Source organism: Kineococcus arenarius subsp. arenarius (genome assembly GCF_050871845.1).
Taxonomy (GTDB): Bacteria; Actinomycetota; Actinomycetes; order Actinomycetales; family Kineococcaceae; genus Kineococcus.
The window spans coordinates 1-15,621 of sequence record NZ_JBJLSE010000011.1 but is presented as its reverse complement, the minus strand read 5'-3'; the positions used below and the strand labels follow the sequence as shown (position 1 = coordinate 15,621).

Here is a 15,621-nt window from a genome sequence, read left to right as displayed (position 1 = left end):
TCGATCCGGCCGACGAGTTCCATGCGATGGACGTTGAGTGCTCGAGCAATCACTCTGTGAAGCTGCGGGTGGTGCTCGAGGAGCTCTCCACCCCAGTCGCCCCAGGTGGATCGACGGGTGCGCGGAGACGACCGGCAGGCCGGCCGAAACGGGAAAGGCGCCGCACCCCGGCCGCGGCGCACACCCTCAGCGGCCGGTCAGCAACCGCTCGACCTCGCCCCAGGAGGACACCACCGCGAACGCCCCGGCCTCGCGCAGGGCGTCGGTGCGCGCCTCGCGCTCCTGCTCGGGCACGAACTGGACGGTGCCGATCGTGCGCACCCCCGCGGCCACCGCGGACAGGGCCCCGTTGATCGAGTCCTCCACCGCCACGGCCTCGTCCGGAGTGATCCCCAGGTCCTGCAGGGCGTGCACGTACACCGCCGGGTCGGGTTTGCTCGTGGGCTCGGGCAGGGAGTCCTCGGCGCTGTAGCGGCGCCCGGCGCTGAAGAACCCGGCCAGGCCGGTGACGTCCAGGCAGGCGTCCAGACGCGAGACGGCGCTGGAGGTGACGGCGGCGAGCCCGAAGCCCTCCGCCAGCCGGGTCAGCGGTTCGCGCACCGCCGGGTCCTCGCGCAGCACGGTGCGCAGGTGCGCGGTGACGACGTCCTTCTCCTGCGCGACCCAGTCCTCCAGGTCGCCGGCGGCGAGGTCCCGGCCGTAGCCGCGGGCCAGCTCCTGCGCGGCGGCGCGGAAGTTCTTGCCGTTGGTCATGGACTGCAGCTCGGCGGGGGAGTACGGGCGCTCGGCGCCCAGCTCCGCCAGGAACCGGTTCGTCACGTCCGCCGAGGCGGCGTACGCGGGTTCCTCCGAGGGGAACAGGGTCCCGTCGGCGTCGCACAGCAGCGTGGTGACCCCCGTGGGGTCGAATCCGGTGGAACGGTCGCTCACGCAGCGCCCTCCTCGTCGAGCGTCAGGTACAGCTGGACCACTTCGCGGGGACCCTGCTCCTCCAGGGCCCGCAGCGCCACCTCCACGGAGGCGACGAAGTGCTCGTCGCGGGAGAGGGTGCCGAACACCGTGCTCTCGCTGAGCAGGGGTTCGGGTTCCACGGCGCCCTCCCGGGCGAGCTCCACGAGGCGCTCGGACAGCGGTCCCTCCACCGGGAACCCCTCCCCGGCGTAGTCGTACCCGCGCAGGAACCGCATCCAGCCGGCCACCGCCAGCACCAGGAGCTGGTGGGGCCGGTGCTGCTCCAGCGCGGCCCGCACCGAGGGGAAGACGTAGTTCGGCATCTTCGTCGAGCCGCGCCGGCACAGCCGCAGGAGCTGGTCACCCATCCTGGGGTTCGACAGGCGCTCCACGAGGGTGCGCTGGTACTCGTCCAGGTCGATGCCCGGGACCTCCGGCAGCAGCGGGGCGATCTCATCGCCCATGAGGCGCACGAGGTACTCGCGGAAGACGTCGTCGGCCATGAGCTCGTCGATGGTGCCGTACCCGGCCAGGTGACCCAGGTAGCCCAACGCGCAGTGGCTGGCGTTGAGCAGGCGCGTCTTCATCGTCTCGTACGGCGTGACGTCGTCCACGAACTGCACGCCGACCTCCTCCAGCGGGGGGCGGCCGGCGCAGAAGGAGTCCTCCACGACCCACTGGGTGAACGGCTCGGTGATGACCGGCCAGCGGTCGTCCACCCCGGTGGAGGAGGCGATCGCGTCGCGCTCCTCGGGCGTGGTGGTGGGGGTGATGCGGTCGACCATCGAGCTGGGGAAGGTGACGTTCTCCTCGATCCAGCCGGCCAGGTCGTCGCCGAGGCGCTCGTCGCGCAGCCGGGCGAAGGACAGCACGGCGGTGCGGGCGGCCGCCCCGTTGTGCTGCATGTTGTCGCAGGACAGCACGGTGAAGGGGCCGGTGCCGGCGTCGCGGCGGCGGGCGAGGGCGCCGGTGAGCAGGCCGAAGACGGTCCTCGGCCGGTCGGGGTGCTCCAGGTCGGCGCGGACGGCGTCGTCGTCGGCGTCGAACTCACCGCTGTGCGGGTCGATCCGGTAGCCGGTGCCGGTGATCGTCAGCGTCACCAGGCGGGTGCGCTCGTCGGCCAGGACGTCCAGCACCGCGCCGGGGTCGTCGGCGGTCAGCAGGTAGCGGGTCAGCACCCCCACCACGCGGGCGCTCTCCTGCTCGGCGCCGCGCTCCACGACCGTGTAAAGCCGGTCCTGCGCCTGGAGCACCTCACCGATCTGCGGGCTGTGCATCCCGACGCCCACGAGGCCCCAGTCGCGGTGGCCGCGCCGGGCGAGCTCGTCCAGGTACACGGCCTGGTGGGCGCGGTGGAAGCCGCCGACGCCGATGTGGACGACGGAGGGGAGGAGCGCGGCCCGGTCGTAGCCGGGGACCGAGACGCTGCCCGGGAGGTCGTGCAGGGTGCTGTCCGACAGGGGGACGGACCGGCCCGAGCCGGTGGTGGGCGCGTCGGCCAACGTCGCTCCTCGCAGAGGTCGCCCGCGGTGCGGGGAGTGGTGCCCGTCGGTTCGAGCACTGGTCTCCTACCCGCTGCGGACACGCTCAAACCACCGGGGTGCCGCACCCTCGGTGCTTCGTCCGTCGCCGAACGGGTACGTGCCCGCGGAGGGCGGCACCGGCCGCCCCACCGGCACCGGAGGAGCGCTCGTGTCCGACAGCACCGCCGACCCCACCGAGGCGCCGTCCCGCCCGGAGCCGGAGGTCGAGGAGGCCTTCGACCGGCTCGTCAGCGAGGGCCGCGACCGGCTGGCCCGCCCGCTGCTGCCGCTGGTGAGCACGGGGTTCCTGGGCGGCCTCGACGTCGGCACCGGGGTCCTGGCGTACCTGCTGGTGCTGCACGCCACCGGCAGCCACCTGCTGGCGGGCCTGGCGTTCTCCATCGGCTTCGTGGCGCTGCTGCTGGCGCGCAGCGAGCTGTTCACCGAGGACTTCCTCGTGCCCGTCACGGCCGTCGTGGCGCGCGAGGGCAGCGTCGTCTCCCTGCTGCGGCTGTGGGCGGTGACGCTGGCCACGAACCTCCTGGGCGGCTGGGTGATCACCTGGCTGATCGTGGGTGCCCTGCCGGACCTGCGCGCCACCGTGGTGGAGTCCGGTGCCCACTACGCGACGCTGCCCATCGGCCTGGAGTCGTTCTGCCTGGCCGTCCTCGCCGGAGTGGTGATCACGCTCATGACCCGCATGCAGCACAGCACGGAGAGCACCGGGGTGCGGATCGTGCCCGCGATCCTCTTCGGCGCGCTGCTGGCCGGCGGGCAGCTCTTCCACTCCGTCCTGGACTCCCTGCTGGTGTTCGCGGCCATCCACGCGGACGCGCCCTTCGGCTACCTGGATTGGCTGCCCCGCCTCGGCTGGGCCGTGCTCGGCAACCTCGTCGGCGGGCTGCTCCTGGTCACCGCGATCCGGCTGCTGCGGGTGCCGCACCGCGTCGCCGAGGCCCAGCACGAGCACTCCTGAGGCGACCGGCCCGCCTCGGCTGCTCGCACCGCCCGTCTCCCGGGCGGTGCGGGGGCTAGGATCGGGGTGCCGGGTCGCGAGGCCCGGCACGCCGGCATGGCGCAACTGGTAGCGCACCCGACTTGTAATCGGGCGGTTAGGGGTTCAAGTCCCCTTGCCGGCTCGCCGTTTGACCTGCAGTTTTGCCTTCCGGAGGGGCCCGCTCGTCGCCTTCATCGGCTTGGCGGGACCACATCGGGACCACATCGGGCTTCCGGCTGTACGCCACGGCCGCCGCGATGGTGTCCGCGGCCGTGCGTGCCAGCTCCGGCACGACGTGCATGTAGAGGTCGCGCGTGATCGCGCTCGTCGAGTGCCCGAGGCGGGCGCTGACGATCTTGACGTCGATGCCGGCGGCCAGGGCGAGGCTCGCGTGCGTGTGCCGCAGGTCGTGCAGCCGGATGACGGGTACGCCGGCCTTGCGGACCAGGTCGATGAACAGGTGGGTGACGGCGTCCGGGCGCAGCAGGTCGCCGTTGTCACGAGCGAAGACGAGGCCGTGGTCGACGTAGCCGTCGCCCCAGGATCGCCGCTCCCGCTGCTGCCGCTCTCGGTGCTCGCGCAGGACGTCGACGGTGGCGGCGTCGATCGGGACGCTCGGGCGCCGGCGTGCGTCTTCGGAGCTCCGAGCTTGGGGCCGGCGCCTGCGTCGATCACCTGAGAACGGACGGTGATGTGTCCGCGGTCGAGGTCGACGTCCTTCCAGTGGGTGCCGATCGCCTCACCACGGCGCATCCCGGTGAACGTCAGGACGTGGAAGAGCGCGTACAGGCGGTGGTGGCTGCAGGCGTCGAGGAAGTCCGCGATCTGCTGCGGTTCCCAGACGGTCGTCTCGGCGCGGCGGTGCTCAGGGAGCTCGACCTGCAGGGCTGGGTTCCACTGGATCAGGCGACGCTTCACCGCTGTGTTGAGGGCTGATCTCAAGGTGCGGTGCACGTGGTGCACGGTCGCCGTCCCGGTGCCGGTGTACCGGCCGTTCATCAGGTCGTTGTAGAGGGTGTCGATGTGGTCGGCGCGCAGCGCGTCGAGGCGGTAGTGCCCCAGTGCCGGGGTTAGGTAGCGGCGGACGTGGGTCTCGTAGTTCCGTCGCGTCGTGTCCCGCAGGTTCCGCTTGCCTCGCAGCCAGTCGTCCAGGAACCGCTGCACGGTGAGGGTGTGGTCCGAAGCGATGCCGGCCCGTTGCTTCTCGATCTCCGCGTCCAGCGCCTGCTGCGCCTCCCGCTTCGTCGAGAAGCCGGATCGGGTCACCTGCCGGCGTCCGCCGTCGGGGCGGCGACCGAAGTCCACCGTGAACTTCCACGGGCCCCGGCAACGGTGCGGCTGCAGCTCACCGTTCTGATCACGCGGGCACGATGCCACGTGTCGCTGGGTGACGTGCCCCTTCCTCACCGCACGACACCGACGAGTTCCAGCAGCGGTGCCGACGGGACCCGGATCAGCTTGCCGAGGCGCACGACCGGCGTCGGCCAGGCGTTGGTGCGGATGCGTTCGTAGGCGGCGGTGCGGCCGATGCCGAGGACCTTCGCCGCGGTCGGCACGTCGACGACGGGCGGCAGCTCGCGGATCTCGTCGGTGTTGAACTGCGGTCGCGTCATCGTGGGTCTCCTTCTCCTGTGCTCACTCGGCCATCGAGACGTGGATGTGGTCGTAGTGGCCGCCGGTGGCGTCCTGCGCGTCGTAGACCCCGCCGCCGGTGTAGGCGCGCCAGCCCTCGTCGGCCCGGGCGCGCGACCAGATGCGGCCCTGCCAGATGACGTAGGACACGCGCAGGGCGTCGGCGTTGGTCTGCAGCCAGGTGGCGGCCTGCCAGCCGAGCGCGACGTCCTCCTGGCCGGGGAACTTCCCGGGGGTGCCGTAGAAGACGTCGCAGCCCTTGCCCTTGGGGTGGTCGGACGTCGGGTTCCAGGCGTGGGCGTCCCAGCACGAGGTGGACCGCTTGCCGAACGTGGTGCGGAACTGCGCGAGCATCCACGCCGTCGCCGGGGTGACGCACCCGCCGGTGCCGGTGGGGTCGGGCACGGTGCACCCGCTCGCCCCGCCGGGGAACGCGGCGGCCGCGCCGGCGGCGGTGAGGGCCGGTGCGGCGGTGTACTGCTCGACGTAGCCGTGGATGGCCTCGAGGTAGTCGGTGACCTCGCGGACGCACTGCGCACCGCAGCCGGCTTCGCCCGGTGCGGGGATGCCGGTCGCGGAGCCGGTGACGCGGGAGCACCCGGCGATGTGGCAGACGGCCAGGGCGTCCAGCGGGCTGAGGGCCTTGCCGGTGGTCTGCAGGTGCTCGGTCATCGTCCGCAGGTTCCGGCACATCCAGGGCAGCGCGACGGCGAAGTGGGTGCGCGGCGTCCACACGGGGTGGTCGTCTCCGGGGCCGCCGGCGACGTCCCAGCCGTCCCCGCCTCCGCCGTCGACCCACGTGGACGGCATCAGTTGCAGCAGGCCGGCCGCACCGGCGGGGGAGTAGGCGTGCGGGTTCCAGCTCGACTCCGCCTGGACCTCGGCGACCAGCCACACGAGGGGCAGCTCGGGGCAGGCGGTGTCGCGGGCGGCCTCGAGGTCGCCGAGCGAGCTGCGCGCCGCCTCGGGCAGTGCTTCCACGTCGAGAGCCTGCCCGGTGACGGCCTGCGCGTCCTGCGCATCGCCGAGGAGCGCCCCGCCGAGCAGGACGACGCCGCAGATCAGCGCCGTGAGAGCGGCGGCGATCGTCCTCACGGCGGGGCTCCTCCCGGTAGCGTGACGCGCTCAACAGTCGATCCGCCCGTGCTCCCCGAGCCGGGTGGCGTCGGCGGACGGGATGGGACGGGGAGGACGGATCGGGTCCCAGGCGCCACGGTTCGGCACCGTGGATGCCGTGGCGAGCCGATCGTCCACAACAGTCAACGTTCTGGTCTGAACCATAGACCAGCGTGGACACATGTCAAGGCACGGCTGTGGGGGGAGTGGACGACACATGGGGGACGCACGCCCTCGTGGCGGTACGGACGACGAGGACGGCACTCCGCGGACCGCGCCGGACGTCTCCGCATCCCGGCCCCGCACGCTGGCCGAGAAGGTCGACCTGCTCTTCCGCACCGTGCACCCCGCCAAGGGCGGCGAGTACAGCTACGAGCACGTCGCCAAAGCCATCCGGGAGCGCGGTGGTCCGTCGATCTCCGCCAGCTACCTGTGGCTGCTGCGCAAGGGGGAGCGGGACAACCCGACGCTGCGGCACCTCGAGGCGCTGGCCGGCTTCTTCGGCGTCCCGCCCGGCTTCTTCTTCGACGACGAGCTGACGGACAGCGTCCACGACCAGCTCGCCCTGCTTGCGCTGCTGCGTGACGGTGACGTACGAAAGGTCGCGCTCCGGACGTCGGGACTGAGCCGCGAGAGCCTGCAGGCCCTCGGTGAGATGGTCGACCGCGTCCGGAAGTTGGAGGGTCTCCCGGAGGATCCGGACCTCGGTGGTGGTGATCCTCCTCGCCCGTGACGAGAGGAGACGGTGTGCGGCTGTGGGCCACCCGGCGGAGGTGCCGCTCGACGCTGCAGGAGCTCGCGATCCCGCCGGGGACGACGCTCGACGGCTTCGTGGACCTGGTGCGGGACCGGCGCGGGCGGCCGCTGACGATCGAGTCGTCACCGGCCGCGGTCGGGCTGTGCGGGGCGTGGGTCGCCGGCGAGGCGAGCGACCACATCTTCATCGCGCCCGCCGCCACCGGTGTCCGGCGCGCTCACACGCTGGCGCACGAGCTCGCGCACGTCGTCCTCGGTCACGACGACACCGACGAGGTCGTCGACCCGGACCTCGTCCGGCAGTTCTTTCCCGACATCGACCCCTCCACGGTGCGGGCCGTGCTCGGGCGCTCCACCTACACCTCGACGCAGGAGCGGCACGCGGAGGTCATGGCCTGGATGCTGCTGGAGACGCTCTCCGGTCCGGAACCGGCCTCGCCCGGTCTGGACGGGCCCGACGCGGTCCTCGCGACGGCGTTCGGGCCCCGCCCGGCCGCCTGATGCTGGAGCAAGTCCTCCCGCTCGTCTCCGTGCCGCTGCTGCTCAGCGCGCTGCTGCGCTCCCGCGACATCGCGCCGGGCGGCAACAGGGAGCGACGGGCCGTCGCCCTGGCTCTGCTGACCTTCGGCGTCGCGGTGCTGCTGGCCACTCCGTGGATCGGTGGGCGGGTCGCGGACGCGGTGGACGTGCCGCAGATCGACGTGCTGCTCGGCCGGCTCGTCGTCGTCCTCGGCGTCTTCGCCATCCTCCGCGGTTTCCGGCTGACTCTCGGCCCCGGGCAGAAGCGGCTGCCGCTGGGGCTGGACATCGCCCTCGTGGTCGCGGTCGCCACCACCATGACCGTGTCCTTCGCCGTCCAGGCCGTGCCCTACGGCGGCGACCTCATCATCGACCACGGCTACGAGCTGCCGGTGGCGCTCTTCGTGGGCAGCTTCTCGCTGTACCTGGCGTGGTGCTTCACGGCCATCCTCCGCGGCTGGCGCGGGCTGCGCCGCCAGCCCCACCTCGAGGCGCGTACGGGGGTGCGGCTGACCGCCCTGGCCGCCGCGACCGGTCTTCTCTACGTCGCCTCCCGGTTGGCCGGCCAGGTCGCCCTCATGACCACCGACGCGGCCGGCTTCGTCGAGGCCACTCGCGAGGTGTGCCTGGCCACCGGGGCCCTGGCGGCGGTGCTCCTGACGCTGGGCGCGTCGGCGTCCGGGGTCGTGGCGGTGGCGCGCCGGCTGCGCGACGAGGTCCGACGAGCCGGCCACATGCTCCAGCTCTACCCGCTGTGGCGGGACGTCGTGACCGTGGCGCCCGAGGTGGCGCTGGCGTCGCGGCGCTTCGCCCCGTGGCGGCTGGTCAACGGCCGCACGGACTTCTACCGCTACCGCATGGTCATCGAGGTCCTCGACGGCCGGTCGCTGCTGCGGGCCCGTGGCCACGGCCGGCCGGTGCTCGCCGCGGGAGCGGCGGGTGACGCCGCCGACCTCGCCGCGCTCGTCGACGACGCGCGCAGCTGCGTGCGCCGTCGTACAGGTGATGCTGCCCCCGTGACCGACGACGTCCGCTCGACGATGGCCGACGAGACCGCGCACCTCCTGGCGGTGGCCGCCGAGTACCGCCGGCTGCGGCGTGGCCGGCCGCTGACCGGACAGGCGGTGCGCGCGTGACCGCCCCGGACAGCACGGCCGCTGTCCGCTCGCCACGTAGCCACCGGCTGGCCGACGTGGTCAACGACGTCCTGGCGCCGTGGAACCTGGCCGTGACCGTCCCGCCGGTCGTCGGCGCCATGACCACCGTGCCGTGGCCGCGAGGGCTCGCGCTGGGGCTGGTCACGAGCCTGCTCGTCGGCGTCGTGCCGGGCCTGTTGATCTGGGCCGGTCGACGCTCCGGCCGCTACGGCGACAAATTCCTGCGTGACCGCCGGCACCGGCCGCGGTTCCTGGCCGTCGTGACCGGCCTCGTCGTCCTGGCGTGGGTGGTCACCTGGGCGCTGGGTGCCTCCACCTCCTCCTCGGTCTTCCTCGGCGTCATGGTGCTCATGGCCGTCATCGCGGCCTTCGTCTCGCGCTGGTGGAAGATCTCGATGCACTCGATGGTCGTCACCGGCTCGGTCGTCCTGCTCGCGGTACTGGACATGCGGCTGGCGCCGCTGCTCGTGCTGGTGCCGGCGGTGTGCTGGGCGCGGCTGGTGGTCACTGAGCACACGCCGGCGCAGCTCGCAGCAGGAGCGCTCGTGGGTGCGGTCCTCGGCGTCGTCGCGGGCGTCGCCTGAGCTCGACCACGTCGCGGGGTGGAGTCGGTGGGGACGCTGACGCGGCGGAGCAAGATATGCGTCTGCTCAGCAGACGCGGCTCCGCCGGCACCCGCGGGGTGGACCGAGCGCGGTCGACCGAAGGCGGTGGGCGGCAGCTGCGCCGGGCCCGCGGCTTCAGAACGCAACACTCAACGGGCGCTCGGCCCGGTCGTCATTTGGCCCTTCGTGCCTGCGGATGGGTCGGAGCGCTACGCACCCACGGCGTCAAGGACGGGCTAGCCGCTCTCGGTTGCGGCTACCTGAGCGGAAAATCGTCATGCCTCGCAGGGACGCTGCGCGGTGAGGGGCCACCGCCTCAGAAGTGATCGTTGTGTCGCCATACCGACAGGTTGATCAAAGTTCGGGCACGCACGTCCCGGTGCCCAGGGCGGCCAGGCCGGTGAGGTCGCCGGCGGCGTAGTCGTACTGCTCGGCGGTCTGCGGGTACATCAGCTGGCCGGGGTCGTCGACGTGGGCGAGTCCCAGCAGGTGGCCCAGCTCGTGCTCGAAGACCGCGCGCACCAGCTCTGTGCCGCCGGGGTGGGTGAGGGCGTCGGCGACCTGGGCGGCGTCGACCTGCACGGCGCCGGAGACGTACACCGCCACCGGTTCACCGGGTCGGCCGCTGAGGCGGTCCCACGTACTGGGCTGGGTGGTGGTGATGGTTACGGGCCTGGCTTGGGCGATGACGGCGGCGGCGATGTCGGGGACCTCGGCGGCGCTGACGTAGGTGATCAGCACCGGGGCCCACCGGTCGCCGTAGCGCTGGGGTTGGTACGGCTCGCGCTGGGGGTCCGGGCCTTCGGTGGTGGTGCCGTCGTCGATGAAGCGCAGGCCGGTGGCGGTGCTGACGCGGGCGATGGCCTGGGTCAGCAGCTCGCCGGCGCCGGCGGGGGCGGCGTCGGGGCGGGTGACGTAGTGGATGGGCCGGCAGGGGTCCCAGGCCACCGGGGTGGTGCCGTCGGTCTGGGTGTGCAGCGCCCGCCAGGCGTCGCTGGACTGGGTCAGGGGAGCGGGCTGGCCCAGAGGGGTGTCGGCGGCCTCGTGGCCGGGGGAGGGGGCCTGCCCGGCCCGGGTGGCGGCCGAGCCGGCGGCTGATCCCGCGGTCAGGCCGCTGGTGTGCGCCCACGCGGTGCCTGCGGCGACGGCCAGCACCACCGCGGCCACGCCGACGCGCCCGCGCAGGCGTGCTCGCGCTCGAGCGCGCGACCAGCTGCTGCGCCGGCGCTGGTTCCTGCGGTGCCCGGTGCCACCGGCGGCGGTGCCGACGGTGGTGCCGGCGGAGGTGTCGACGCTGTCGCCGCGCCAGGTCGGGGCCGTGCCGGGGCGGCCGGCGGCTTCGTCCATGGCCCACTGCGGGATGCGCCCGCTGCTGGAGCGGCGCACCGCACCGTCGCGCGGGTGCTGCCCGGCCTTCTGGCTGCGTCGGCTGAGGGGACTGTCGTGCACGTGGGCTCACCGCTTCCGATCGCTGCTGCAGCAGCGCCGTCCCGTACCCGGCTTCGGCACCAGGGGCCGGTGCCTGGCCGTGGGGACAGCGCTCCCGCGGCGCATCGGTCCCGCCGGACACGTCCTTGATCGATGCTCACCCGGATGGCGCCCACCGGCGCACCACGGGTCCCGGGAACGACGAAACCCCGGCGGCCATGGGCCACATCCGGGGTTGTGCCGAGGATGATCCCAAAATCTCGGCTGGATGTCAAGCAGCGCTACGTATGGGCGCCCCTTGCTCAGCGACCACCTGAGGACCGGCTGGCGCCTGCAGCAGGCACCTCGAAAGCGAGACGGTGGCGAGGCAGGAGGAGCTGACCGACCCCCTGCCCGGCCCAAGGCCCGAGCTGCGGGCAGCTGGGGATCCACCCTGCCCCTGCTGGGCGGGGTGGATCTGGACGGGGTGGATCGCCTCGGTGTCCTGCAGCTTGTGCTGGCGCAGGACACCGCCATGGACACCGACACGGGCACCGACACGGGCACCGCCATGGGCACCGAGGTCTTCGCCGGGCGTTGTGAGCTGTCCGTCGACCTGCCCCTGACAGGGAGGGCTCACCCGGTCGTGACCGAAGCTGCTTACGGGCAGGACCTGGTGCGCCTTCACCACCAGCAGTGCAGGACTCAGCTGGTGACTCAGCTGGTGCGGCGAGCCAGGCGCCGCACCTGCCACAACGCCACGACGGCGTTGACCAGCCCCACCAGCAACAGCACCAGGGTCGAGACCAAGGTGCCCGAGAAGGCCTCCCAGGCCTGGCTCAGCGCCGCGACGTCGCCGGACAAGCTCCTCCACGCCCGGCTCAGGGCCAGCACGCTGACCATGGCGGACGTCACCGCCGCCAGCACGCTGACCGCCCAGCTGCTGTGGCCACGCCCCGCGCCGGCCAGCACCACCAGCGCCGCCGCCGCGCTCACCACCCCGATCAGCGCGCCCACCCCAGCAGCGATCGCGGCCACGCGCAGCACCGCCGACGTGCCCGCGAAGGCCCCGGCGCCGCCGGGAACGTTGTGCACCCCGCACCACACGGCCAGGGCTGCACCGCTCACGGCTCCCAGCACGACCCCGCACCCCAGGCCCCGCACCAACCCCGCACCCACGACCGCGGGCAAGGAACGCGAGGACGTGGAACGCTCACCGGCCATGCGGGTCAGCATGACCGCGGCGAGGTCGACCTGCCGCCACGCAACGGCGCATCCGCCCACGCCGCTGACGTCGAGCGGTCGACCGCCTCAGAAGCGACCCTTAGCGAGGCGGCGTGAGCTACTGAAGCACTCGGTAGGCCAGCGCGGGCTCGCGCTTGGCGAAGCACGGGCGTGGTCCCGACTGCTGCTGGTCACGATCGAGGTGGAGCTGGCCGTGGCGGCTCACCTACACCCGGCACGCCCGGTTCGGCAGCGGTGATGCCCGCCCCAGGGCCGTGAGGCCCGAGCCGGCGGCAGGCAGGAGAAGTGATGCGCTCAAGCACCGTGTCGGGGGTGCCGATGATCTGGTGTGCTCACTCGACTTCGTGGCCTGAACGTGGCCTCCAAGCTGTTCGCCGGGTTCGGCGTCGTCTGCCTGTTGCTGGCCGTCGTGGTCGCCGTGGGCATCAACCGCCTGGACAGCTCGCAGGCGAACACGGATGCGCTCTCGACCAAGGGGATGGCGTCGGTGCAGACCGTGGGCGAGGTCAAGGCCGCCTTCCTGCGGATGCGCCTGTCCATCACCAGCGCCGCGCTGGCTCCCACGCCGGAGAAGACCACCCACCAGCTGGAGGTCATGGCCGACGACGACGAGGCCTACGACCAGGCGTGGCAGGCCTACCTGGCCACCTCCCCGGCCGCCACCGCCGAGGACCACGGCGTGGTCGAGGACCTGCTGGTGCAGTACCGCACGGTGCGTGAGGGCCTGGTCACCGCAGCCGAGGCCAACGACACGCAGACGTACATCGCGATCCGCGACGCTGAGGTCACCCCCTTGAGCGAGCAGATCACTGGCCAGCTGGACGCGATCAGCGACACGGAGAGCCAGGCCGCCGTGGAGCTCGCCGAGAAGAGCGCCAGCGACTTCCACGCCGCGGTGACGCTGCTGCTGACGATCGGCGCCCTCGCCGTGGCCGTGGCCGTGGTGGTGGCCGTGGCCGTCTCGCGCTCGATCGCGCGTCCGCTGGCCAAGACGCTCACCGTGGTGCAGGGCCTGGCCACCGGCCGCCTGGACCAGCGGGTGGACTACGTCAACACCGACGAGGTCGGCCGGCTGGCCGGCGCCGTGGACACCACGATGGAGAACCTGACCGGCACCATGCGCCGCATCACCGCCTCGGCGCAGACCCTGGCCGCCTCCAGCGAGGAGCTGAGCACGGTGGCCGACGGCCTCTCGGCCGGGGCGGTGCAGTCGGCCAGCCAGTCGCAGGTCGTCTCCGCGGCCACCGAGGAGATCTCCACCTCGATCGGCACCGTGGCCGCCGCCGGTGAGGAGATGACCGCCGCGATCCGCGAGATCGCCTCCTCCACCGCCGAGGCGTCCCAGGTCGCCTCCGCCGCGGTGACCTCCGCCTCGGAGGCCTCCGCGATCCTGGAGCGGCTGTCGGCCTCCTCCCGGGAGATCGGTGACGTGGTCAAGCTGATCACCTCCATCGCGGAGCAGACGAACCTGCTGGCGCTGAACGCCACCATCGAGGCGGCGCGGGCCGGGGAGATGGGCAAGGGCTTCGCCGTCGTGGCCGGTGAGGTCAAGGAGCTGGCGCAGCAGACCGCGCGGGCCACGGAGGAGATCACCGGGCGGGTGGGCGCGACGCAGGCCGACGCGTCCGCCGCGGCCGGGGCGATCTCGGAGATCAGCGAGGTCATCGCCCGCATCGACGGGTTGCAGGCCACCATCGCGGCCGCGGTGGAGGAGCAGTCGGCTACCACCTCGGAGATGGTGCGCAACGTCACCGAGGTCTCCAGCGGTAGCCAGGAGATCTCCACCAACATCTCCGGCATCGCTGCGGCCGCCGAGCACACCACCACCAGCGCGAACCAGACCGCGGCCACTGCCGGTGAGGTCTCCGCGGCGGCTGCCGAGCTCAACGAGCTGGTGAGCACCTTCACCCTGCCGCGCAGCTGACGACGGACCACCACAGCGGTCAGCCACAACCGTCAGCGCCACCGCATCGGCATCCGCACGCGGGTCCGTGGCGCCTCGCTGGCTCACCGGGCCGGCGGGGCGTCGTCATCGCCAGCTGCCCCCATCCGCGAGGAGCGGTGAGGGCGCTGCTGTGGTGGGTGTTCAAGTCCTGGGCGGGCGGTGCCGATGCATCAGGTAGCTGCTGCCAGTCACCCGATGTGGCTGGGTCGCCTGGATCTGCCAGTCCTGGCGGCGCTTCACCGGGTGAGCACCTTCGAAGCGAGCAGCCACGTGAAGCGGTGAGCCGGGCGGCGGATGCCCCAGCTCACCGCTTCACCTCGTTGCGGTGCTCTCACCTCGTTGCGGTGCTTTCACTGCGGCGCGGGCTCCCACCGCGTCGCGAGCTCCCGCGCCAGGGCCCGCTGCGCTGGCGACGCCGGCAACTCGAGCCGGTGCACGCAGCTCGAGCCGGTGCACGCAGCGAGGTGGCCTCAGCGAGCGTCACCGGTGGCACGCACGGGCGTCCCGATCCTGTTCGATCCCCGTCGAGGAGCTGACCATGTCCGTCGCGGCCGAGTCCATCACTGAAGCGATCACGCTCGAGCACCAGCAGGAACCCGCCCGGCCCGATCTGCTCGCCCACGAGCGTGTGCAGCGCGTCCTGCTCGCCGACGACGACGTCGATCTGCTGCGTGTGCTCCTGCATCGCGTGACGGCAGACCGGCCCGGGCCCCAGCGTGTGACCCGGTACGAGGTCCACACCGCCCTCAGCGGCGACGTGGCGTTGCAGCTGGCCATGAGCTTGCACTTCGACGTGCTGTTGCTGGACGTGCAGATGCCGGGCCTGAGCGGCGTGGAGGTCACTCGTGCGATCCGCCGGCAGCAGGAGCTGTGGCAGCCGGCCATCGTCTTGATCAGCGCTTTCGCCGACGCCGAGGGCCCGCAGGAAGCGCTGCAGGCCGGCGCCGACGCCGTGGTGCACAAGCCGTTCACCCTGGCGACGCTGCGCGAAGGCATCCAGCAGGCCAGCTGGCGGCGGACGCGCTGCACCCGGTGAGCACCGCGAACGACGCCTGACACTGAGCAGGTCTTCACCGACGGTCGGCAGGTCGGGGTGAGCGCCTCCCAGATGGCCTCGGCGGCGAAGGGGGAGCTGGCGGGCTCCTTGGCCCTGCCAAGACTCCTTCGCCGCGCCAAGCACTGAGGCACTGTCTGTCTCCGTCCAGCGCTCAGAGCAGCACCACCACTGCGCTGTGACCGGCATCACCTCCACGCGGACTCAAGCCCGAAGCAGTCGGTGCCGATACAGCACGCAGCGGCCACCAGTCCCCCTGCGACCGGACCATCTGGGCCCACAGGCTCCGGCGTCGTTCAGGCGGGTGAGCACCTCTGGAGCGAGCAGCGGATGCCCGGCTCACCGCTTCACCCGTTCCCCCCTCGACACTGCGATCACTGAGGCCGCGGACGTCTCAGAGGCGACGGTTGGTGACGTCACAGAAGTCCGTCGATGACGTGCCCGCGTCTACGGACTTCGAGGGTCAGTGTGATCGGGGTGCCGTGACCACTGCTGATCGCGGCTGGTCCTGGACTCGTGCGTGCAGGGCCAGTACAGCGACGTCGTCCTGGCGCACGCCTTGCAGAGTGGCCGACAAGACCGCATCCCCCTGTCTGTCAGGGTGAGTTGAGGCCAGCCGCTCGTAGCAACCTCTCCTGACAGGGCGAGATCGGAACCATGATCGTGACCGTGACGACACCCACCCCCGTGGTCGAAGATGGACAGGTGACTGCC

Annotated in this window: 14 protein-coding genes, 1 tRNA gene and 1 pseudogene; 8 read left to right on the top strand and 8 right to left on the bottom strand. The window is 72.3% G+C overall.

What is annotated here, in order from left to right; all coding sequences use genetic code 11:
- Positions 1-186 precede the first annotated feature (186 nt).
- Together ACRYM0_RS04790 and ACRYM0_RS04785 are read right to left on the bottom strand one after the other, a co-directional pair.
- A complete protein-coding gene (locus ACRYM0_RS04790) occupies positions 187-930 on the bottom strand; it encodes an HAD family hydrolase (protein ID WP_432502595.1) in 744 nt (247 codons plus the stop codon).
- Positions 927-2,453 (bottom strand): mannitol dehydrogenase family protein, encoded by a 1,527-nt coding sequence (locus ACRYM0_RS04785; protein ID WP_432502593.1) that lies wholly within the window; start codon positions 2,451-2,453, stop codon positions 927-929. The genes ACRYM0_RS04790 and ACRYM0_RS04785 overlap by 4 nt, the downstream gene beginning before the upstream one ends.
- 190 nt (positions 2,454-2,643) lie before the next feature.
- Here ACRYM0_RS04785 and ACRYM0_RS04780 point away from each other — a divergent pair, with 190 nt between their 5' ends.
- Positions 2,644-3,450 carry a formate/nitrite transporter family protein gene (locus ACRYM0_RS04780; RefSeq protein WP_432502590.1) on the top strand — a complete coding sequence of 269 codons (807 nt, stop codon included), beginning with the start codon at positions 2,644-2,646 and terminating at the stop codon, positions 3,448-3,450.
- Between the two features lie 90 nt (positions 3,451-3,540).
- Positions 3,541-3,613: transfer RNA gene (locus ACRYM0_RS04775), tRNA-Thr, on the top strand.
- Here ACRYM0_RS04775 and ACRYM0_RS04770 read toward each other — a convergent pair.
- From ACRYM0_RS04770 to ACRYM0_RS04755, 4 genes and pseudogenes are all read right to left on the bottom strand, one after another.
- Positions 3,587-4,054: a tyrosine-type recombinase/integrase gene (locus ACRYM0_RS04770; RefSeq protein WP_432502676.1), complete on the bottom strand. Its 468-nt coding sequence runs from the start codon at positions 4,052-4,054 to the stop codon at positions 3,587-3,589. The two genes, ACRYM0_RS04775 and ACRYM0_RS04770, sit on opposite strands and share 27 nt — an antisense overlap.
- 158 nt (positions 4,055-4,212) lie before the next feature.
- A pseudogene (locus ACRYM0_RS04765) lies at positions 4,213-4,776 on the bottom strand (site-specific integrase); the annotation flags it as partial.
- A 98-nt stretch (positions 4,777-4,874) separates the two neighbouring features.
- Entirely contained in the window at positions 4,875-5,084 is a 210-nt protein-coding gene (locus ACRYM0_RS04760; protein ID WP_432502587.1) for a DNA-binding protein, read from the bottom strand.
- Between the two features lie 22 nt (positions 5,085-5,106).
- A complete protein-coding gene (locus ACRYM0_RS04755; RefSeq protein ID WP_432502585.1) occupies positions 5,107-6,198 on the bottom strand; it encodes a transglycosylase SLT domain-containing protein in 1,092 nt (363 codons plus the stop codon).
- A gap of 238 nt (positions 6,199-6,436) precedes the next feature.
- Between ACRYM0_RS04755 and ACRYM0_RS04750 the strand changes: the two genes are divergently transcribed.
- From ACRYM0_RS04750 to ACRYM0_RS04735, 4 genes are read left to right on the top strand one after another with little or no spacing between them, the layout of a single operon-like run.
- The gene (locus tag ACRYM0_RS04750; RefSeq protein ID WP_432502582.1) at positions 6,437-6,952 is read left to right on the top strand and encodes an XRE family transcriptional regulator; all 516 of its coding nucleotides are present in this window, start codon (positions 6,437-6,439) and stop codon (positions 6,950-6,952) included.
- Positions 6,949-7,476: an ImmA/IrrE family metallo-endopeptidase gene (locus ACRYM0_RS04745; RefSeq protein ID WP_432502580.1), complete on the top strand. Its 528-nt coding sequence runs from the start codon at positions 6,949-6,951 to the stop codon at positions 7,474-7,476. Before ACRYM0_RS04750 ends, ACRYM0_RS04745 begins: the two co-directional genes overlap by 4 nt.
- Positions 7,476-8,630 (top strand): MAB_1171c family putative transporter, encoded by a 1,155-nt coding sequence (locus tag ACRYM0_RS04740; protein ID WP_432502579.1) that lies wholly within the window; start codon positions 7,476-7,478, stop codon positions 8,628-8,630. The genes ACRYM0_RS04745 and ACRYM0_RS04740 overlap by 1 nt, the downstream gene beginning before the upstream one ends.
- On the top strand, positions 8,627-9,235 hold the full coding sequence (locus tag ACRYM0_RS04735) for a phosphatase PAP2 family protein (protein ID WP_432502577.1): 609 nt from the start codon (positions 8,627-8,629) through the stop codon (positions 9,233-9,235). Before ACRYM0_RS04740 ends, ACRYM0_RS04735 begins: the two co-directional genes overlap by 4 nt.
- Positions 9,236-9,610: 375 nt before the next feature.
- On the opposite strand, the gene ACRYM0_RS04730 is transcribed toward ACRYM0_RS04735, so the two are convergent.
- Both ACRYM0_RS04730 and ACRYM0_RS04725 read right to left on the bottom strand, forming a co-directional pair.
- Positions 9,611-10,705 (bottom strand): matrixin family metalloprotease, encoded by a 1,095-nt coding sequence (locus ACRYM0_RS04730; protein ID WP_432502575.1) that lies wholly within the window; start codon positions 10,703-10,705, stop codon positions 9,611-9,613.
- Positions 10,706-11,380: 675 nt separating this feature from the next.
- Positions 11,381-11,791 (bottom strand): hypothetical protein, encoded by a 411-nt coding sequence (locus ACRYM0_RS04725; RefSeq protein WP_432502573.1) that lies wholly within the window; start codon positions 11,789-11,791, stop codon positions 11,381-11,383.
- 472 nt (positions 11,792-12,263) lie between these two features.
- On the opposite strand from ACRYM0_RS04725, the gene ACRYM0_RS04720 reads away from it, so the two are divergent.
- Together ACRYM0_RS04720 and ACRYM0_RS04715 are read left to right on the top strand one after the other, a co-directional pair.
- Positions 12,264-13,832 carry a methyl-accepting chemotaxis protein gene (locus ACRYM0_RS04720; protein ID WP_432502571.1) on the top strand — a complete coding sequence of 523 codons (1,569 nt, stop codon included), beginning with the start codon at positions 12,264-12,266 and terminating at the stop codon, positions 13,830-13,832.
- 559 nt (positions 13,833-14,391) lie between these two features.
- The gene (locus ACRYM0_RS04715; RefSeq protein ID WP_432502570.1) at positions 14,392-14,889 is read left to right on the top strand and encodes a response regulator; all 498 of its coding nucleotides are present in this window, start codon (positions 14,392-14,394) and stop codon (positions 14,887-14,889) included.
- Positions 14,890-15,621 lie beyond the last annotated feature (732 nt).